15 protein-coding genes and 2 tRNA genes are annotated in these 18,549 nt (G+C 69.9%); 4 read left to right on the top strand and 13 right to left on the bottom strand.

The genetic code is table 11. From position 1 onward, the window contains the following. Window positions 1-81: 81 nt before the first annotated feature. Together ACH4TV_RS15885 and ACH4TV_RS15880 are read right to left on the bottom strand one after the other, a co-directional pair. Entirely contained in the window at window positions 82-753 is a 672-nt protein-coding gene (locus tag ACH4TV_RS15885) for a response regulator (RefSeq protein ID WP_398398303.1), read from the bottom strand. Then, window positions 750-1,943 (bottom strand): sensor histidine kinase, encoded by a 1,194-nt coding sequence (locus ACH4TV_RS15880; protein WP_398398301.1) that lies wholly within the window; start codon window positions 1,941-1,943, stop codon window positions 750-752. The genes ACH4TV_RS15885 and ACH4TV_RS15880 overlap by 4 nt, the downstream gene beginning before the upstream one ends. Window positions 1,944-2,080: 137 nt before the next feature. On the opposite strand from ACH4TV_RS15880, the gene ACH4TV_RS15875 reads away from it, so the two are divergent. Next, entirely contained in the window at window positions 2,081-2,536 is a 456-nt protein-coding gene (locus tag ACH4TV_RS15875; RefSeq protein WP_189149495.1) for a tellurite resistance TerB family protein, read from the top strand. Between the two features lie 188 nt (window positions 2,537-2,724). Here the strand turns inward: ACH4TV_RS15875 and ACH4TV_RS15870 are convergent. Next, window positions 2,725-2,797 (bottom strand) — tRNA-Ala (locus tag ACH4TV_RS15870). Window positions 2,798-2,978: 181 nt separating this feature from the next. On the opposite strand from ACH4TV_RS15870, the gene ACH4TV_RS15865 reads away from it, so the two are divergent. Then, window positions 2,979-3,527, top strand: coding sequence for a DNA-binding protein (locus ACH4TV_RS15865; protein WP_398398299.1), 549 nt, complete (start codon window positions 2,979-2,981; stop codon window positions 3,525-3,527). 293 nt (window positions 3,528-3,820) lie between these two features. Further along, window positions 3,821-5,692 carry a protein kinase gene (locus ACH4TV_RS15860; RefSeq protein ID WP_398398297.1) on the top strand — a complete coding sequence of 624 codons (1,872 nt, stop codon included), beginning with the start codon at window positions 3,821-3,823 and terminating at the stop codon, window positions 5,690-5,692. A 28-nt stretch (window positions 5,693-5,720) separates the two neighbouring features. On the opposite strand, the gene ACH4TV_RS15855 is transcribed toward ACH4TV_RS15860, so the two are convergent. Beyond that, window positions 5,721-7,076: a hypothetical protein gene (locus tag ACH4TV_RS15855; protein WP_398398295.1), complete on the bottom strand. Its 1,356-nt coding sequence runs from the start codon at window positions 7,074-7,076 to the stop codon at window positions 5,721-5,723. A gap of 306 nt (window positions 7,077-7,382) precedes the next feature. After that, complete coding sequence (locus tag ACH4TV_RS15850; protein ID WP_003999697.1) at window positions 7,383-7,511, bottom strand: DLW-39 family protein; 129 nt, start codon at window positions 7,509-7,511, stop codon at window positions 7,383-7,385. Window positions 7,512-7,826: 315 nt separating this feature from the next. On the opposite strand from ACH4TV_RS15850, the gene ACH4TV_RS15845 reads away from it, so the two are divergent. Next, the gene (locus ACH4TV_RS15845) at window positions 7,827-8,168 is read left to right on the top strand and encodes a DUF6344 domain-containing protein (protein ID WP_398398293.1); all 342 of its coding nucleotides are present in this window, start codon (window positions 7,827-7,829) and stop codon (window positions 8,166-8,168) included. A 128-nt stretch (window positions 8,169-8,296) separates the two neighbouring features. Here the strand turns inward: ACH4TV_RS15845 and ACH4TV_RS15840 are convergent. From ACH4TV_RS15840 to dnaN, 8 genes are all read right to left on the bottom strand, one after another. Further along, window positions 8,297-8,370: transfer RNA gene (locus ACH4TV_RS15840), tRNA-Ile, on the bottom strand. 198 nt (window positions 8,371-8,568) lie between these two features. After that, window positions 8,569-9,480: a DUF3566 domain-containing protein gene (locus ACH4TV_RS15835; RefSeq protein ID WP_398398291.1), complete on the bottom strand. Its 912-nt coding sequence runs from the start codon at window positions 9,478-9,480 to the stop codon at window positions 8,569-8,571. 18 nt (window positions 9,481-9,498) lie between these two features. Continuing rightward, the gene (gyrA, locus tag ACH4TV_RS15830) at window positions 9,499-12,105 is read right to left on the bottom strand and encodes a DNA gyrase subunit A (RefSeq protein ID WP_398398288.1); all 2,607 of its coding nucleotides are present in this window, start codon (window positions 12,103-12,105) and stop codon (window positions 9,499-9,501) included. A gap of 42 nt (window positions 12,106-12,147) precedes the next feature. After that, window positions 12,148-14,232, bottom strand: coding sequence for a DNA topoisomerase (ATP-hydrolyzing) subunit B (gene gyrB / locus ACH4TV_RS15825; protein ID WP_398398286.1), 2,085 nt, complete (start codon window positions 14,230-14,232; stop codon window positions 12,148-12,150). Between the two features lie 373 nt (window positions 14,233-14,605). Then, window positions 14,606-15,166 carry a DUF721 domain-containing protein gene (locus tag ACH4TV_RS15820; protein ID WP_398398284.1) on the bottom strand — a complete coding sequence of 187 codons (561 nt, stop codon included), beginning with the start codon at window positions 15,164-15,166 and terminating at the stop codon, window positions 14,606-14,608. Further along, complete coding sequence (gene recF, locus ACH4TV_RS15815) at window positions 15,163-16,284, bottom strand: DNA replication/repair protein RecF (protein ID WP_398398282.1); 1,122 nt, start codon at window positions 16,282-16,284, stop codon at window positions 15,163-15,165. The genes ACH4TV_RS15820 and recF overlap by 4 nt, the downstream gene beginning before the upstream one ends. A gap of 52 nt (window positions 16,285-16,336) precedes the next feature. After that, window positions 16,337-17,212, bottom strand: a complete 876-nt coding sequence (gene gnd, locus ACH4TV_RS15810) for a phosphogluconate dehydrogenase (NAD(+)-dependent, decarboxylating) (protein ID WP_398398280.1) — start codon at window positions 17,210-17,212, stop codon at window positions 16,337-16,339. A 155-nt stretch (window positions 17,213-17,367) separates the two neighbouring features. Next, the gene (gene dnaN / locus ACH4TV_RS15805; RefSeq protein WP_398398823.1) at window positions 17,368-18,498 is read right to left on the bottom strand and encodes a DNA polymerase III subunit beta; all 1,131 of its coding nucleotides are present in this window, start codon (window positions 18,496-18,498) and stop codon (window positions 17,368-17,370) included. Window positions 18,499-18,549: the final 51 nt, after the last annotated feature.

Here is an 18,549-nt window from a genome sequence, read left to right as displayed (position 1 = left end):
GCTGGCACCACCTTCAGCCCCCGGGAGGCACTACCAACGCCCGCGAAACGCCCCCCGTGCATGGCAGCCGGCCCTCGCCGCTCACCCCTCACCCTCGCCCGCCCGCACCAGTCCCGCCTCGTAGGCGAGCACCACCAGTTGCGCCCGGTCCCGCGCCCCCAGCTTGCTCATCGTCCGGCTGACGTGGGTCTTGGCGGTGAGCGGCGACATGAGGAGACGTACGCCGATCTCGTCGTTCGACAGCCCCCGTCCGACCAGCGCGAGCACCTCGCGTTCGCGGTCCGTCAACGGCGCCAGCCGCGCCCTGGCCACCGTCTCCGGTGCCTTCAGTCGGGCGAACTCCTCGATCACCCGGCGGGTGACGGCCGACGCCAACAGGCTCCGCCCGGCGGCCACCGTACGGATCGCGGCACGCAGTTCGTCGGGCTCGGCGTCCTTGAGGAGGAAGCCGGCGGCACCCGCGCGCAGGGCCTCAAACACGTACTCGTCGGCCTCGTAGGTGGTCAGCACCAGGACTCGTACGGCGTCCAGGGCGCTGTCCGCGACGATGCGGCGGGTGGCTTCCAGACCGTCGGACCTGGGCATCCGGATGTCCATCAGCACGACGTCCGGACGGGTCGTGCGGGTCAGTTCCACCGCCGCCAGCCCGTCGGCGGCCTCGGCGACGACCGCCAGGTCGGGGCTCAGTTCCAGCAGCGCGCGGAATCCCGCGCGGACCACGGTCTGATCGTCGGCCAGCAGCACCCGGATCATGCCTCGGCCTCCGCCCCGGCCCCGTGCACAGGCAGGACCGCGGACACCCGCCAGCCCCCGTCCACCATCGGCCCGGCCACCACCGTCCCACCGACCCCGGCGGCCCGCTCCCGCATCCCGATCAGGCCGTAGCCGTCCCCCACCGGACCCGCGTCCACCGTCCCTGTCCCGTCGTCGACGACCTCGACCACCAGCCGTTCCCCGTCCCCGCCCGATCCCCTCACCAGGGACACCGTCACCGACACCTGCCGGGCGTCCGCGTGCTTGAGCACGTTCGTCAGCGCCTCCTGGACGATCCGGTACGCCGCCAGTTCCACCAGGGGCGGCAGCTCCCCGCCCGCGTCGGCGCCCTCGGCATCCGTGTCCGGGGTGCGCAGGGTGACCCGCAGTCCGGTCGCCCGTACGCGCTCGGACAGCTCGGCCAACTCGGCCAGCCGGGGCGCGGGTCCGGCGTCCGGCTCGCCCTGCCGCAGCACGCCCACCGCGGCCCGCAGCTCCCGTACCGCCTCCTTGCCCGAGGTCCGTACCTGCCGCATCGCCTGCCGTGCCACCTCCGGTTTCGCGTCGAGCGCGTCCAGTGCGAGCGCGGCCTGCACGGTCATCGCGGACACGGTGTGCGCGACGACGTCGTGCAGTTCGCGGGCGATCCGCACCCGTTCCCGTGCCACCCGCAGCCGCGCCTCCCGGTCCCGCTCCGCCTCCGCCCGCGCGGCCCGGTCCTCGTACTGCGCCATCAGCTCCCGGCGTCCACGGACCACTTCGCCGAGGAGCAGCGGCACGAGCGGCCACAGCATCTCCAGCAGGGGAGCACCCTGCGGCTGGACCACGTCGATGCCGGCGATCATCGACACGACGCCGGAGACGACGGCGGTGACGACGGCCGTACGAAGGGTGCGGCGTCGTCCGCCCGTCACCGCCACGGCGTACAGCGCGACCATGACCGGCAGGTTGAGCAGCTCCCCGATGTGCCCGTACAGCGCCCAGCCCGCGCACCCGGAGCCGGTGACAAGTGCGACGGCGACGGGCCACCGGCTGCGCACGAGCAGTGCGCCGACCGAGACGGTGTACAGCGACCAGGTCACCCAGTCGGCCTGCCGGTATCCGGAGGCGTTGGAGGCGGCGTCCGCGCCCGTGAACACCGCGACGACAGCGGCGATCACGAGATCCACGGCCTGTGCGGACAGCGGCATGCGTTTCACGATACGAGCGGACCACGGACGGCACATACACCCACGGGAGTACGGGAGTACGGGAGTACGGGCACTGATAGCTTCTACACGGACGTAGAAACAGCAGCGGAACCAAGCCGGAGCAACAAGGAGTTCGCATGGCCCTGTGGGACCGCATCAAGGAGTCCGCATCGACGATGCAGACCCAGCTCGAGGCGAAGAAGAACGACTTGAAGAGCGGCGCGTTCCGGGATGCGAGCATGGCGATGTGCGCACTGGTCGCCGCCGCGGACGGCACGATCGACCCGGCGGAACGCCAGCGCGTGGCCCAGCTCATCGCCACGAACGAGGTCCTCCAGAACTTCCCCGCCGACGACCTGCGCCGCCGCTTCGACGAGAACATCGGCAAGCTGACGGCCGACTTCGCCTTCGGCAAGGTGAGCGTGCTCCAGGAGGTCGCCAAGGCGAAGAAGAAGCCCGCCGAGGCCCGTGCCGTCATCCAGATCGGCATCGTCATCGGCGGCGCGGACGGCGACTTCGACAAAACCGAACAGGCGGTCGTCCGGGAGGCCTGCTTCGCCCTCGACCTGCCCCCGCACGAGTTCGACCTCTGACGCGACCCCGCCTCCACCGGCGGCCTCCCGTCACGGCCACGCCCCTCCGCACCCCGGAGGGGCGTGCGCGTTCCGGCCCGGCCGACCGGAAACAGCGCTTCGCGCAGGGAGCCGTACGGCACAGCGGACCGGACCGACGCAAAATGCCTCCGAACCGCGTTTCCGCAGTTCGAAGGGCATTTCCGGGGTGGAGCCTAGGGGAGTCGAACCCCTGACATCTGCCATGCAAAGACAGCGCTCTACCAACTGAGCTAAGGCCCCGGAGGAAGACGTCCGCCCAGAACAACCACGTACTGGTGGGCGCCGACGACCAGAGTACCGGGTCATCCCCGGTATCTCGCAAAAGGATTGGGGCTCCCCGTGGACGACCACTCTCCGTAAGATGCTCGACGTGGTTCGCTACAGCGAACCGCGGTATTTGGGGAAGCGATGGGGAGACGCAATGGATGCCGCACAGCAGGAAGCCACCGCAAGAGCGCGGGAGCTTCAGCGGAACTGGTACGGGGAGCCGCTGCAGGCGCTCTTCCGTAAGCTCATCGACGATCTTGGACTCAACCAGGCTCGTCTCGCGGGGGTACTGGGGCTGTCCGCGCCGATGCTGTCACAGCTGATGAGCGGCCAGCGGGCCAAGATCGGCAATCCGGCAGTGGTGCAGCGGGTTCAGTTGCTGCAGGATCTGGCCGGTCAGGTCGCGGACGGCAGCGTCAGCGCGGCCGAGGCGACCGAGCGGATGGACGAGATCAAGAAGTCGCAGGGGGGTTCGGTGCTCAGCAACACCGCGCAGTCGACCACGAGTTCGGGGGCGCCCACGGTCAAGCGGGTGGTCCGCGAGATCCAGTCGCTGCTGCGCTCGGTGTCCGCCGCCGGGGACATCATCGAGGCGGCCGACACTCTCGCCCCGACCCACCCGGAACTGGCAGAGTTCCTCCGGGTGTACGGCGCGGGCCGCACGTCCGACGCCGTGACGCACTACCAGTCCCACCAGAACTGAGCCGCCGGCCCGGCCGCCGACCGGGGGTTCGGCGGCCGGGCTACGGCTCAGGGGCAGGAACGGGGCAGAAACGAAGAGGCAAAAGAGGCAGGCGTACGGGGGACAGGGCGGGGCAGGGGGACAGGCCCGGAAGCGGGCCACGACGTGAAGTGAACCGGGGGACGGAATCAGGTTCTGGGCGAGCGGGGTGACAGCGGACTCCGGAGCGGGGTAGGAGGAAGCCGTACGACAGGTGCGTTCCGCCGGTCCAGAGCCGACCGAGGGGGGATCCGAAGGGGGATCGACGCAGAGCCATGGGTGAGGTCTTCGCCGGCCGGTACGAACTGGCCGACCCGATCGGGCGTGGAGGAGTCGGCGCCGTCTGGCGCGCCTGGGACCACCGCCGCCGCCGGTACGTGGCCGCCAAGGTCCTCCAGCAGAGCGACGCCCACTCGCTGCTGCGCTTCGTCCGCGAACAGGCGCTGCGGATCGACCACCCGCATGTCCTCGCCCCGGCCAGCTGGGCCGCCGATGACGACAAGGTCCTGTTCACCATGGACCTGGTCGCCGGGGGCTCGCTCGTCCACCTGATCGCGGACTACGGCCCGCTGCCCCCCGTGTTCGTCTGCACCCTCCTCGACCAGCTCCTCTCGGGCCTCGCCGCCGTGCACGCGGAAGGCGTCGTCCACCGTGACATCAAGCCCGCCAACGTGCTGCTCGAAGCGACCGGTACGGGACGCCCCCGGCTGCGGCTGTCCGACTTCGGCATCGCGATGCGGCTGGGCGAACCGCGGCTGACTGAGACCGACTACGTGGTGGGCACGCCCGGTTACTTCGCTCCCGAGCAAATGCTGGGCGCCGACCCGGACTTCCCCTCCGACCTGTTCGCGGTGGGCCTGGTCGCGCTCTATCTCCTGGAGGGCGCCAAGCCGGACTCCAAGGCCCTCATCGAGTACTTTGCGGAACACGGCACGCCCAGCGCCCCGCAGGGCATACCCGAGCCGCTCTGGCAGGTCGTGGCCACGCTGCTGCAACCGGACCCGCAGGCACGGTTCCGCACCGCCACGGGTGCCCGCAAGGCCCTCGCCCAGGCGACCGAGCTCCTGCCCGAGCCCGGCCCCGACGACGAGCTGATCGAGATATTCGACCAACTCGGCCCCCTCCCAAAGGGCTTCGCCCCGACCGGCCCCCTCAAACCGTCCCCCGGCGTGACCACGAACGGCACGCGCACCGGCACGGCAGCGGGCGGCGGCACAGGAAGCGGGCCGGCCACCGGCGCCGGACACGGCGGGCCGAACTCGGGCGGCACCCACACCGGCGCGGGACCAGCGGGCCGCTACGACCCGTACAGCGAGCCCCACCCGGACGGCACGCCCACCGGCCCGGCGACAGGCGGCACCCACACGGGGACGGGGCTGAGGGCGATGCCGGGGCCGATGCCCGGTGCGATACCGGGTTCGATACCCGGTCCGATGCCGGGTTCGATACCCGGTCCGATGCCGGATCGCGCGCCGGCGCCGGGAACGGTCTCGCCGCCCTCCGGATCCGGCCCCGGTGCCCTACCCTCCAGGCCGGTCACGGACCCCGCACCGCCCGACTCCGCCGTCGCGGCCCCCTGGCAGGCCTCCGGTGCCGCCTCGGCCTGGCCCGGCACCGGCTCCGTACCGGCTCAGCAGAACGGCGTGCCTCCCCAGCCGGACACAGCGCCGCCGCGCCCCACACACCCTCCCGCTCCCAGTCCCTCCCAGCGCTCGGCCGCCGATCCGGTTCCTGCCCCGGCGCGGCCGTCCTCCATGTCGGACACGGGCAGCTTCCATCTGCCGCCGCCCCACGTCGCGGCCCCCTCCGCACCGCCGGCGCACCAGCGTGCCCGCCACCAGCCGGAGCAGCCCCCCACTCCCCCCACGGCTCTCCCGCTCCCGGTACCGGCCGGCGTCCACGTACGCCCGGCCTACGAAGGGCCGACCGCGACCCCCACGCCCACGCTGCGGCAGGACACGTACGCCTCTGCTTCTCCGTACGCCGCCAGGCCGCCGGAGGTTCCGTCCTCCCCGCAGCCGGCGCCGCAGCACCGCTCCCGACGCCGCCGGCGCCGTCCCGGCCCGCCCGCGAAGGTGGCGATACCGGTCCTGCTCCTCGCTCTGGCCTGCTACGCCGTCGGATTCTGGGCGCTGTTCCGCATCTGAACGGCCCGCGACCTCCCCACCGGCCCGCCTACGAGGCCGCGGAGGCCCCGGCCCGCCGTCTGGCGACGATCGTCCACAGGGCGAGGCCCAGCACCAGCGCGCTCCCCGCCCCGATGCCGCTCACCGCGACCACCCGCATCGCGGCATCACCGCTCCCGCCGCTACCCGCGGCTCCGTCAGCGCCCGTACCGCCCGCCACCGCGCCGGACGCCCACCCCGCGGCCGCCTGCCGGTCCTGATCCGTGACCGCGAACATGTCCCGGGGCACGGACTGCCCCAGATACCCGGGCGCGTCCTTCGCCGTACCGCTCACCTGCACCCGCAGCGTCAGCCCGTACGGGCCCGCGCCGAACCGTGTCTTCAGCTGCTCGCCGAGATGGACGACGAGGTAGTACGAGCCGGCGAACCGCATACCGCTCAGCCGGTCGCCGACGCCCGAGCGGTTGGCGTACGCGACCGGTGGCAGCGGATCGAGGGCTGCCGAGGTCTGCCGGCCGTCGTAACCGAGGCCCTCGTCGTCGACGTACCCGCGCGCGGGGTTGTAGAGCGACATGACCAGCGCGCTGCTGACGAACCCCTTGCCGCCGCTGGAACTGCCCAGTTCGGCGACGGCGTGCAGTTGCTGCCCCCAGTCGACCGGTACCCGGTAGAACAGCGTCTCGCCGGGCGTGATGTCGTCCTGCCAGACCCCCTGGCCCACCGCGGTGGCCGAGCCGAAGCCCGCGCCGCCCTCGCGGCGGACGGCGTCGCCGGCGAGGGGCGCGGGCGAGGCGGAGTCCCATGACTCGGGCGAGGGGGTGGCTCCCGGCGCCTCCTCGTTCGCGAGGCGCGGTTCCGACGCGTACGTCAGCTCCAGGCCCCAGTCGTCCGACGACGAACCCGCCGAGTCGATGCGGTCCACGACGAGGTAGTACGTACCGGCGCTCTGACATGCCGTCGTCTCGCCGCCGGTCGTGCGCGATGCCCAGGCGGCGACCGGATGCGGGCTGCGGGAGGCCCCGAAGCGTGTGCTGTCGTAGGAGCAGGAGCGGGCGTCGGTGTCCTGCACGGTCACCTTGACGCCGTCGGAGGCGGACACCGTCGTGCCCGGCCGGGGGACGGCGGTGGCGGAGACGTACGCGTTCGACGTGGCGTCGAGTTCGAGGCGGTAGTAGAGCCTGCCGTTGACCGGGAGGGTGCTCCGGTACGTCCCGCCGGGCTCCAGCTGCACGGCGTCCGTGGTGCTCGCGGCTCCCTCGACGACCTGGGCGTCCTCCGCGAAGGCGTACGTGTACGCACCTGACGCGGCGACCGCCTCGGAGCCGGCCCCCGAGCCCGCGCCCGCACCCACCACCGCGCACAGCACCGCCGCCACGACCGCGCCCCGCACCGTGCGCCGCCCCATCACGCGCCACCCCTCGTCATGCTGCCCGAACCGTCCACGGGCTCCGCCGCGACCGGGCACCGTTTCTGCCCGGATCGTCGCCCATCCTGCCCCGCCGGCCGCCCCGGCACCCGCGCAATGCGTACGCGTGACCGAAACAACCGTCTCCGGCGCATCTCGATTTGCCCTGGCACGCATTTCCTTCACGACGGCGAACTACCCACCGTCCCCCGACGCCATCCGGCCACACCGCGCGGAACCGCCCCGACAACACAAAACCCCGACCGCGTCGGCGGCCGGGGTCTGCTCAGAGACTGCTGTCGGTACTCACGAACCCGTGGGCACGGAGTCGGTCGCCTCCGTCCACAGATCCTGCTCGGCGCGATCCGCCTGGATCTGGCGGTACACGAGGAGCCCGCCGATGGCGGCCAGTGCGACCAGGAGAAGCTTCTTCACCGTGCGACCTCGTCTTTCCTTGACGTAGGGGACCTCTGCCGCCCGACTATACCCTCCGGCCGAGACCGATCAGTGACCTGCGTCCGCCCCCAACTCCCGCCCGGCGTAACGCAGTAGAACCGGATGCCACCGCTCCGATCGGAGGGTGATCAGATCTCCACGTACCGTGACTTTTCGCCACACTCCGCCTTTGCGTCCATCCGGGTGGTGTTCATCCGAAGATCGACGCGCCACGGGCGTCGGTCCACCACTTCGCGACCCCCATACACATCATGAGGAAAGTACGCAAATCGCCCAACCTGAAAGTGAGGGGCCGTGGCCCAGAACAAGGTCATGAAGCTGTGGACCGCCGCCGTCACCGCCTTCCTGGCGCTGTGCACGACGCTCGGACTGATCACGACGACCGCCACCACGGCGGTAGCCGAGAGCCGCCCGGCCCGCAACTGCACCGCACCCGCAGCGCTGCCCGCGACGGCCGCCTGGGCCTGGTCCTACGCCCGCTCCCTGCCCCCCACGATGAAACAGCGCATCCGCGCCGAGGCCCACGGCTCCTCCCCGAGCTGCCGCCACCGCTCACCGGCCGACACGGACGCGGAGGCCGGCACCGAGTCCGACGCGGACCCGGACGCCGAGACGGCGGCACAGCCGCTTTCCTGACCCCCCGTGACCGCCCTCCCCTGACGCCCCTCCCTATGTAGCGGCGAACTTGCGTACAAAGCCACACGGAGAAGCACCAGGACAAACGAAAGACCCCCAACCATCACTGGTTGGGGGTCTTTTCGCTGTGGGGCTAACAGGATTTGAACCTGTGGCCTCATCCTTATCAGGGATGCGCTCTAACCAACTGAGCTATAGCCCCGCCGCGCTCTGCGGTGTACGACCCGCGCGCTGACCTCTGAAGATTAGCGCACGACGTGGCCAGTCCCAAAATCGATAGTCGGGCGACGTTTGGGACCGCCCCGCGCCTGCACCTCACCCGCGCCGCACCCGCAGTTCACGCGCACGTCACAAGCCCACCGTGAGATCACTGCGAGCTCAGTACCAGCTCAGTACGAACTCACTCGTCCTCTGCGAGCGTCAGCTCGATGCCGCCCACGAAGCCCGCGGAGAGGTTGTAGATGAACGCGCCGAGCGTCGCCAGCGCCGTCGCGAGGACGACGTCGATGACCGCGATGACCGACGTGAACAGCACGACGTTCTGGAGCGACAGGAAGGACTGGAGGTCGAAGCCGTTCGACTCGTTCGAGCCCGTGGCCTCCGAGATCGTGCCGCCGACCGTCGAGAAGACGCCCATCGCGTCCATGACCATCCACAGCACCACCGCCGCCACGATCGTGCAGATGCCCAGCGCGATCGACAGCAGGAAGCTGACCTTCATCACCGACCACGGGTCGGCCTTGGACACGCGCAGGCGTGCCTTGCGGGTGCGCGGCAGGGTGCGCGCGCCCGTGCGCGGGCGGCGTACCGCCCCTGCCGGACCGCCCGACTGTGCCTGTGCTTGTGCCGGCGGGCCCGCCGGAGCGGCCGGCGAGTAGGCCTGCGGCGGGTGGTAGGGCCCCGCGGACTGCTGCGGCTGGCGCTCGCCGGGCAACGGCGATGCCTGCTGCGGCGGCGCTGCCGCACGCTGTGCGGCGGGCTGGGCGCCCGGAGCGGCGGGCGGGGCTGCCGGGCCCGCGCCGCCCCCGTACTGCTGGGTCTGCGGACCTCGGGTGTCCGTCACAGTTCCCCCCTGGGATCCATGCTTGTCGGGCGAGCGTGAGTCGGTCGCGTGCGGCTTGATGGCTTGCAGGTTGGTCGTGTGCGGATCCGTCGCACTGTGTGAAGTGCTGTTCGAACCGCTGGGCGGCGGCTTCGCACCCTGCGCATCAGTCGCACGCGCGGCGGAGCCACGACCGCCGCCGTCCGTTTCCGTACCGGTCGAGGGACCGGACGTACTGCCGGACGACCCGGCGCCCGTGGCTCCGCTCACGATGACTCACTCCTCGCGTTACTCCGACGAGGACTGATCGCCCTCGTCCGTGCCGGTGGTCGCGGCACCCTCGGCCGACTCGTCGACGGCGTCGTCGCCGTCGACCTCCTCGGCCTCACGTCCCGCCTCGGCGTTTCGTGCGATGCCGACCACGGCATCGCGCTTGCCCAGGTTGATCAGTTGGACGCCCATGGTGTCACGGCCCGTCTCCCTGACCTCATTGACCCGCGTACGAATCACACCGCCGGACAGCGTGATGGCGAGGATCTCGTCGGTCTCCTCGACCACCAGCGCACCCACGAGCGAGCCGCGGTCCTCGACGATCTTGGCGGCCTTGATACCGAGGCCGCCGCGACCCTGGACGCGGTACTCGTCGACGTTGGTCCGCTTCGCGTACCCGCCGTCTGTGGCAGTGAACACGAACGTACCGGGTCGAACAACATTCATCGAGAGCAGCTGGTCTCCCTCACGGAAGCTCATGCCCTTGACACCCGAGGTGGCACGGCCCATCGGACGCAGAGCGTCGTCCGTCGCCGTGAACCTGATCGACTGTGCCTTCCTGCTGATCAGCAGGAGATCGTCCTCGGACGAGACGAGTTCGGCTCCGATCAGTTCGTCGTCGGAACCGTCCTCCGTCTCACGGAGATTGATCGCGATGACACCGCCGGAACGCGGCGAATCGTAATCCTTCAGAGGCGTCTTCTTCACAAGACCGCCCTTGGTGGCCAGCACCAGGTAGGGCGCCGCCTCGTAGTCGCGGATCGCGAGGATCTCCGCGATCGCCTCGTCCGGCTGGAAGGCCAGCAGGTTGGCGACGTGCTGTCCACGCGCCTCCCGTCCGGCGTCGGGCAGCTCGTACGCCTTCGCGCGGTACACACGGCCCTTGTTCGTGAAGAACAGCAGCCAATGGTGCGTCGTCGACACGAAGAAGTGGTCGACGATGTCGTCTTCCTTGAGCTTCGTGCCGCGTACGCCCTTGCCGCCACGCTTCTGGGAGCGGTAGTCGTACGTCTTGGTGCGCTTGACGTAGCCGCCGCGCGAGATGGTGACGACGATGTCCTCTTCGGCGATCAGGTCCTCCATGGACATGTCGCCGTCGAAGGGAACCAGCTTGGAACGGCGGTCGTCGCCGAACTTCTCGACGATCGCGGCGAGTTCCTCGCTGATGATGCCGCGCTGACGCACGGGCGAGGCGAGGATCGCGTTGTACTCACGGATCTTCGCCTGCAGCTCGTCGTGCTCGGCGACGATCTTCTGGCGCTCCAGAGCCGCCAGCCGGCGCAGCTGCATCTCGAGGATGGCGTTGGCCTGGATCTCGTCGATCTCCAGGAGGCCCATCAGGCCCTCACGCGCGATCTCCACGGTGTCACTGCGCCGGATCAGCGCGATGACCTCGTCGATGGCGTCCAGGGCCTTCAGCAGGCCACGCAGGATGTGCGCGCGCTCCTCGGCCTTGCGCAGCCTGAAGCGCGTACGCCGGACGATGACCTCGATCTGGTGCGTCACCCAGTGCCGGATGAACGCGTCCAGGGAGAGGGTGCGGGGCACGCCGTCGACGAGCGCCAGCATGTTCGCGCCGAAGTTCGTCTGGAGGTCGGTGTGCTTGTACAGGTTGTTCAGGACGACCTTGGCGACCGCGTCCCGCTTCAGGACGATGACGAGGCGCTGGCCCGTACGGGACGACGTCTCGTCGCGGACGTCGGCGATGCCGCCGATCTTGGCGTCCTTCACCAGGTCGGCGATCTTCTGCGCCAGGTTGTCCGGGTTGACCTGGTAGGGGAGTTCGGTGACCACCAGGCACTGGCGGTTCTGGATCTCCTCGACGTCGACGACCGCGCGCATCGTGATGGAGCCACGACCGGTGCGGTACGCCTCCTCGATGCCCTTGCGGCCCACCACCAGGGCACCGCTGGGGAAGTCGGGGCCCTTGATGCGCTCGATCAGGGCATCGAGCAGCTCCTCGTGGGAGGCCTCGGGGTTCTCCAGGTACCACTGGGCACCGGACGCGACCTCACGGAGGTTGTGCGGCGGGATGTTGGTCGCCATACCGACCGCGATGCCCGCGGAACCGTTGATCAGCAGGTTCGGGAAGCGGGCCGGCAGAACCGTCGGCTCCTGGTTGCGGCCGTCGTAGTTGTCCGTGAAGTCGACGGTGTCCTCGTCGATGTCGCGGACCATCTCCATGGACAGCGGCTTCAGCTTGCACTCGGTGTACCGCATCGCGGCGGCCGGGTCGTTGCCTGGAGAGCCGAAGTTGCCGTTGGAGTCCACCAGCGGCATCCGCATCGACCACGGCTGCGCGAGGCGGACCAGCGCGTCGTAGATCGAGGAGTCGCCGTGCGGGTGGTAGGTGCCCATGACGTCGCCGACGACGCGGGCGCACTTGTAGAAGCCCTTCTCGGGCCGGTAGCCGCCGTCGTACATGGCGTACAGGACGCGGCGGTGGACGGGCTTGAGACCGTCCCGTACGTCGGGCAGCGCACGCGACACGATGACGGACATCGCGTAGTCGAGGTACGAGCGCTGCATCTCGGTCTCGAGCCCGACAGGCTCGACACGCAGCGTGATCTGGCCCTCTTCAGGAGTGCTCGGACCCGTGGGGGAAAGGGGTGTCTCGTCGGTCATTGCTGGTGAAGTTCCTTCCTGGTGCGGTCAGCTGAGACCGACTCAGATGTCGAGGAAGCGGACGTCCTTGGCGTTGCGCTGGATGAACGCGCGGCGTGCTTCGACGTCCTCGCCCATCAGGACCGAGAACAGGTCGTCGGCCTGGGCGGCGTCGTCGAGCGTGACCTGGCCGAGGACGCGGTGCTCCTGGTCCATCGTCGTGATGCGCAGTTCCTCGGCGTTCATCTCGCCGAGACCCTTGAAGCGCTGGACCGAGTCGTCGCGGGTGCGCTTGCCGTTCTGCCGGCCGTGCTCGATCAGGGCGTCGCGCTCGCGGTCCGAGTACGCGTACTCGAAGTCGTCCCGGCCCCACTTGATCTTGTACAGCGGGGGACGGGAGAGGAACACGTGTCCGGCCTCGACCAGCGGGCGCATGAAGCGGAACAGGAAGGTCAGCAGCAGGGTGTTGATGTGCTGGCCGTCGACGTCGGCGTCCGCCATCAGGATGATCTTGTGATAGCGGAGCTTCTCGATGTCGAAGTCCTCGTGCACCCCGGTACCGAACGCCGAGATCAGCGCCTGGATCTCCTGGTTCTGCAGGATCTTGTCGATCCGAGCCTTCTCGACGTTCAGGATCTTGCCGCGGATCGGGAGGATCGCCTGGTACTGCGGGTTGCGGCCGGACTTGGCCGAGCCGCCGGCGGAGTCACCCTCGACGATGAAGATCTCGCACTTCACGGGGTCGTTCGACTGGCAGTCGGACAGCTTGCCCGGCAGCGACGCCGTCTCCAGCAGACCCTTGCGACGCGTGAGGTCACGGGCCTTTCGGGCCGCCACGCGCGCGGTGGCCGCCTGGATGCCCTTGCGGATGATGTCCGAGGCCTCGACCGGGTTGCGGTCCAGCCAGTCGTTGAGGTGCTCGTAGACCGCCTTCTGCACGAAGGTCTTCGCCTCGGTGTTGCCCAGCTTGGTCTTGGTCTGGCCCTCGAACTGGGGCTCGCTGAGCTTGACCGAGATGATCGCGGTCAGACCCTCGCGGATGTCGTCGCCCGTGAGGTTGTCGTCCTTCTCGCGGAGCAGCTTCTTGTCGCGCGCGTACTTGTTGATCAACGAGGTCAGCGCGGCCCGGAAGCCCTCCTCGTGCGTACCGCCCTCATGCGTGTGGATGATGTTGGCGAAGGAGTACACACCCTCGGTGTAACCGCTGTTCCACTGCATCGCGACCTCGAGGGACAGGCTCTTTTCCTTGTCCTCCGCCTCCAGGTCGATGACGGTCGGGTGCACCGCTTCTCCCTTACGGGAGTTGAGGTACGTCACGTAGTCGACGATGCCGCCCTCGTAGTGGTACGAGACGGTCCTGACCTCGTCCTTCTCGTCGGCACCCGCCTCGTCCGCACCGGCTGTGGCCTTCGCCACCTCGCGCTCGTCAGTGAGTTTGATGGTCAAACCCTTGTTGAGGAACGCCATCTCCTGGAAGCGCCGCGAGAGCGTCTCGAAGGAGTACTCGGTGGTCTCGAAGATGTCGGCGTCGGCCCAGAAGGTGACCGACGTGCCGGTCTCGGCCGTGGCCTCGTGCTGCGCCAGCGGAGCCGTTGGGACGCCCAGCTTGTAGTCCTGCGTCCAGCGGTGGCCGTCGGTCCTGACCTCGACGGAGACCCTGCTCGACAGCGCGTTCACGACGGAGACGCCCACGCCGTGCAGACCGCCGGAGACCGCGTAGCCGCCACCGCCGAACTTGCCGCCCGCGTGCAGCACCGTCAGCACGACCTCGAGGGCCGGCTTCCCCTCGGAGGGGACGATGCCCACCGGGATGCCACGGCCGTTGTCGATGACGCGCACGCCACCGTCGGCCAGGATCGTCACGTCGATGGTGTCCGCGTGACCGGCCAGCGCCTCGTCGACGGAGTTGTCGACGACCTCCTGCACCAGGTGGTGCAGGCCACGCTCACCGGTGGAACCGATGTACATGCCAGGTCGCTTGCGGACCGCGTCCAGACCCTCGAGGACGGTGATGGCGCTGGCGTCGTACGAGGCGGTGACCTCGTCGTTCATGGAGGTCGCCTCGGGTTTCGCGCCGGCGTCGGTGGACGGGATGTTCTCGTTGGGGTTGCCGGAATCGGCCACGAAGCGCCCTTTCTGGCACAGCACAGGCCAAGCTCCCGGCCGATGGCCGGAGCGGCTGCGGCGTGTTGCGTTGGGTAAGCCTTAGTCAGCGGTGCACACCATTTCCCGGTGGTCCCCTCCAATGGGGCGGGATTGTCTTCCAGTCTACCGGTAGCGCCGACGGTGATGGGGGTTTGCCGGTACCTGAGTCCGCATGTGCCGCCCTCAACCGGCGTCTCCCGAGTCCCCATATACGGAACGGGGCTCCAAGAGGCTTGGAGAGGCACTCAGCGCTTCCGGGTGTCAACCCTTGGCTACCGGCGAGTCAGTTCGGGATTCGCCAACGCGCGCACCGTCGTCGACCCGCCCCCGCCACCTCGCGCATGTGACGCAGCTCACCCACAGAGTGTGGTGGGGCTCACCCGTAGGTGTCGCCGGGACCCGTGCTCCCAGGAGCCCGCAACGGGCCGAAACGACGGGCCGGACCATGCGGTCCGAGCACCTTGAGGAGCCGCACCCTGCCGTGCCCGAGGTCCTCGTTCAGCCGTGCGACCAACTGCGGTGCGAGCAGCCGCACGTTCGTCGCCCACGCCGTCGAGTCGCAGCGCACGGTCAGCACCCGCTCGTCCTCGTCGTACGACTCCGGCACACAGTGATTGGCCAGGTCCTCACCGACGATCTGCGGCCAGCGGCCCATCACCCCGCCCACCGCGGCGGGCGCCTCCCACCCGCGCTCCGTGACGAGCCGGTTGATCGCCGCACCGAGCGCCATGGGGTCACGGCCGTCACGGCCCGACCCGGACCGCAGACCGGACCCGCGCCGCACCTGCTTCTTCTGCTGCGCCGCGTCCCCACGCGCGCGTGCGGCCTCTTTCGCCGCCCGCAGCGCCACCCGCGCCAGATCCACCCCGGAGGGCTCGGCAGACGGTTTGGGGGCTTCCTCCGGGCCGCCTCCGGACGCGGGCTCCTCGGCCGTCATGCGCGCTCCACCACCCCGTCCGACACCGAGTACCGCGTCCCCGCCAGGACATGCGGTACGTCGTCGTCGACCGCGGCCGTCACCAGCACCTGCTCGCCGGGCGCCACCAGCTCCGCCAGCCGCTCCCGGCGCCGGGTGTCCAGCTCCGCGAACACGTCGTCGAGAACGAGCACCGGCTCGTTCCCCTCGGCCCGCAGCAGGTCGTACGAGGCCAGCCGCAGCGCCAGGGCGTACGACCACGACTCACCGTGGGACGCGTACCCCTTGGCGGGCAGCTCACCGAGCTTGAGATGCAGGTCGTCCCGATGCGGTCCCACGAGGGTGACGCCCCGCTCGATCTCCTGCTTGCGGACCTCGGCCAGGGCCCCCATCAACTGCTCGTACAGGTCATCGCGCGCGTGTGCCTCACCCGGCGCCGACGACTTGTACTCCAGGGCCACCGGACCGCCGCCGGGCGCCAGCTGCTCGTACGCCTTGTCGGCCAGCGGCTGGATCGCGGCGACCAGGTCGAGCCGCTGGGCCAGCAACTCGGCCCCCACGCGCGCGAGATGCTGGTCCCACACGTCGAGCGTCGACAGGTCCATCGTGCGACCGCCGTGCCGCCGGGCCAGCGCCGCCGACTTGAGGAGCGTGTTGCGCTGCTTGAGGACCCGGTCGTAGTCGGAGCGCACCCCGGCCATCCGCGGGAAACGCGCGGTGATCAGCTCGTCCAGAAAGCGGCGCCGCTCACCCGGGTCGCCCTTCACCAGGGCGAGATCCTCGGGCGCGAACAGCACCGTCCGGACGATCCCCAGTACGTCACGCGGTCTGACCTGCGAGGACCTGTTGATGCGGGCGCGGTTGGCGCGGCCCGGGTTCAGCTCCAGCTCGATCAGCTGCTGCCGCTCGCCCTGCTTGACCTGCGCCCTGATGACCGCCCGCTCGGCGCCCATGCGGACCAGGGGCGCATCCGAGGCGACCCGGTGGCTGCCCAGGGTGGCGAGATAGCCGACCGCCTCGACCAGGTTCGTCTTGCCCTGCCCGTTGGGGCCCACGAAGGCGGTGACACCCGGCTCCAGCGGCACCTCGACCTGGGCGTACGAACGGAAGTCGGCCAGCGACAGATGCGTGACGTGCATGGTCGTTCACCGACCTCCCCCGAGCTTGTGGACCGCTGGGCGGCCCTGTGGACTACTTCGACTCGACCGCGTGGCCGCCGAACTGGTTGCGCAGCGCCGCGATCATCTTCATCTGCGGAGAGTCGTCCTGCCGGGACGCGAACCGCGCGAACAGCGACGCGGTGATCGCGGGCAGCGGAACGGCGTGGTCGATGGCGGCCTCCACGGTCCAGCGGCCCTCACCGGAGTCCGCCGCGACACCGCGCAGCCTGTCCAGGTGCTCGTCCTCTCCGAGGGCGTTGACCGCGAGGTCCAACAGCCACGAGCGGATGACGGTGCCCTCCTGCCAGGACCGGAAGACCTCCCGTACGTCCGTGACGGAGTCGACCTTCTCCAGCAGCTCCCAGCCCTCGGCGTACGCCTGCATCATCGCGTACTCGATGCCGTTGTGGACCATCTTCGAGAAGTGCCCGGCGCCCACCTTGCCCGCGTGGACGGCGCCGAAGTCGCCCTTCGGCTTGAGCGCCTCGAAGACCGGCTCCACCTTGGCGATGTCCGCCGCGTCGCCGCCGTACATCAGCGCGTAGCCGTTCTCCAGGCCCCAGACGCCGCCGGAGACGCCGCAGTCGACGAAGCCGATGCCCTTGGCCGCCAGCTCCTCGGCGTGCTTCTCGTCGTCCGTCCAGCGCGAGTTGCCGCCGTCCACGACGACGTCGCCGGGCTCCAGGAGTTCGGCGAGCTCGTCGACGGTGGACTGGGTCGGGGCGCCGGCCGGGACCATCACCCACACCACTCGCGGGGCGCTGAGCTTGCCCACAAGCTCCTTGAGGCTGTGGACATCGGCGACGTCCGGGTTGCGGTCGTATCCGATGACGGTGTGGCCTGCGCGGCGGATCCGCTCGCGCATGTTGCCGCCCATCTTGCCGAGGCCGACGAGACCGAGCTCCATCAGTTGTTCCTTAGGTTGCGACGTGGCATGAGGGCACTCCTGTTGCTCGTACCCACGTCCGAGCCTAAACCCGGACGCTCATGCACATCTGTGGGCATACGCGCTCAGACGTATGCCCCCACCTGCGCTGTTCTCGTCGGGAAGCGATCAGCCGCTCAGCCGCTGAGGCGGACCGGCATGATCAGGTACTTGTACGCCTCGTCCGCCTCGGCGTCCACGGCCGGCTTGCCGCTGAGCAGCGCGGGCTTCGTGGACGTCGTGAACGAGAGCTGGGCCACCGGGGAGTCGATGGCGCTCAGGCCGTCCAGCAGGAACGTCGGGTTGAAGGCGATCGAGACGTCGTCGCCCTCCAGCTGGGCGTCGACCCTCTCCACAGCCTGTGCGTCGTCGCTGGAACCCGCCTCCAGGATGAGCACGCCCTGCTCGAAGCTGAGCCGCACCGGGGTGTTCCGCTCGGCCACCAGGGCCACACGCTTGACGGCCTCCACGAACGGCGCCGTCTCGATCACGGCGATGGAGTTGAACTCCGTCGGGAACAGCGAACGGTACTTCGGGAGGTCGCCCTCCAGCAGCCGCGTGGTCGTGCGGCGGCCGGCGCCCTCGAAACCGATGAGGCCCTCGCCCGCACCGGAGCCGGACAGGGCCAGGATCACGCTGTCGCCGCTCGTAAGGGCCTTGGCGGTGTCCAGGAGCGTCTTGGCGGGCACCAGGGCCACCGCGGACGCCTCCGGGTCCTCCGGCTTCCACAGGAACTCACGGACCGCGAAGCGGTAGCGGTCGGTGGAGGCCAGCGTCACCGTGTCGCCCTCGATCTCGATGCGCACACCGGTGAGGACGGGCAGCGTGTCGTCACGTCCGGCGGCGATGGCCACCTGCGCGGCGGCGGAGGCGAAGACCTCACCGGGCACCGTGCCGGTCGCGGTCGGCATCTGCGGCAGCGACGGGTACTCCTCCACAGGCAGTGTGTGGAGGGTGAAGCGGGAGGAGCCGCACACCACCGTCGCCCGTGAACCGTCTGTGGAGATCTCCACCGGGCGGTTGGGAAGCGCGCGGCAGATGTCGGCGAGCAGCCGGCCGGACACCAGGACCGTGCCCACTTCCTCGACTTCGGCCTCGACCGAGACCCGCGCGGATACCTCGTAGTCGAAGCTCGACAGGCTCAGCTGGCCTTCCTCGGCCTTCAGAAGGAGGCCGGCGAGGACAGGCGCCGGTGGACGGGCCGGGAGGCTGCGTGCCGCCCAGGCAACTGCCTCCGCAAGTACGTCGCGTTCCACCCGGATCTTCACTGTTGCCGCCTCCTGCTGTTGCCGGCGCTTCTCGGCCTGCCTGGCTTCGTC

The sequence above is a fragment of the Streptomyces sp. NPDC020898 genome (assembly GCF_044333925.1).
Taxonomy (GTDB): Bacteria; Actinomycetota; Actinomycetes; order Streptomycetales; family Streptomycetaceae; genus Streptomyces.
The sequence above is the reverse complement of the archived record's forward strand: the minus strand, read 5'-3'. Positions and strand labels throughout refer to the sequence as shown.

Bases quoted from the DNA above. Each gene is read 5' to 3' on its own strand.
- gnd (WP_398398280.1), bottom strand. From the start codon at position 17,212: ATGGAGCTCGGTCTCGTCGGCCTCGGCAAGATGGGCGGCAACATGCGC.
- gyrA (WP_398398288.1), bottom strand. From the start codon at position 12,105: ATGACCGACGAGACACCCCTTTCCCCCACGGGTCCGAGCACTCCTGAA.
- ACH4TV_RS15860 (WP_398398297.1), top strand. From the start codon at position 3,821: ATGGGTGAGGTCTTCGCCGGCCGGTACGAACTGGCCGACCCGATCGGG.
- ACH4TV_RS15880 (WP_398398301.1), bottom strand. From the start codon at position 1,943: ATGCCGCTGTCCGCACAGGCCGTGGATCTCGTGATCGCCGCTGTCGTC.
- ACH4TV_RS15885 (WP_398398303.1), bottom strand. From the start codon at position 753: ATGATCCGGGTGCTGCTGGCCGACGATCAGACCGTGGTCCGCGCGGGA.
- ACH4TV_RS15820 (WP_398398284.1), bottom strand. From the start codon at position 15,166: ATGACGGCCGAGGAGCCCGCGTCCGGAGGCGGCCCGGAGGAAGCCCCC.
- recF (WP_398398282.1), bottom strand. From the start codon at position 16,284: ATGCACGTCACGCATCTGTCGCTGGCCGACTTCCGTTCGTACGCCCAG.
- ACH4TV_RS15855 (WP_398398295.1), bottom strand. From the start codon at position 7,076: ATGGGGCGGCGCACGGTGCGGGGCGCGGTCGTGGCGGCGGTGCTGTGC.
- ACH4TV_RS15875 (WP_189149495.1), top strand. From the start codon at position 2,081: ATGGCCCTGTGGGACCGCATCAAGGAGTCCGCATCGACGATGCAGACC.
- ACH4TV_RS15865 (WP_398398299.1), top strand. From the start codon at position 2,979: ATGGATGCCGCACAGCAGGAAGCCACCGCAAGAGCGCGGGAGCTTCAG.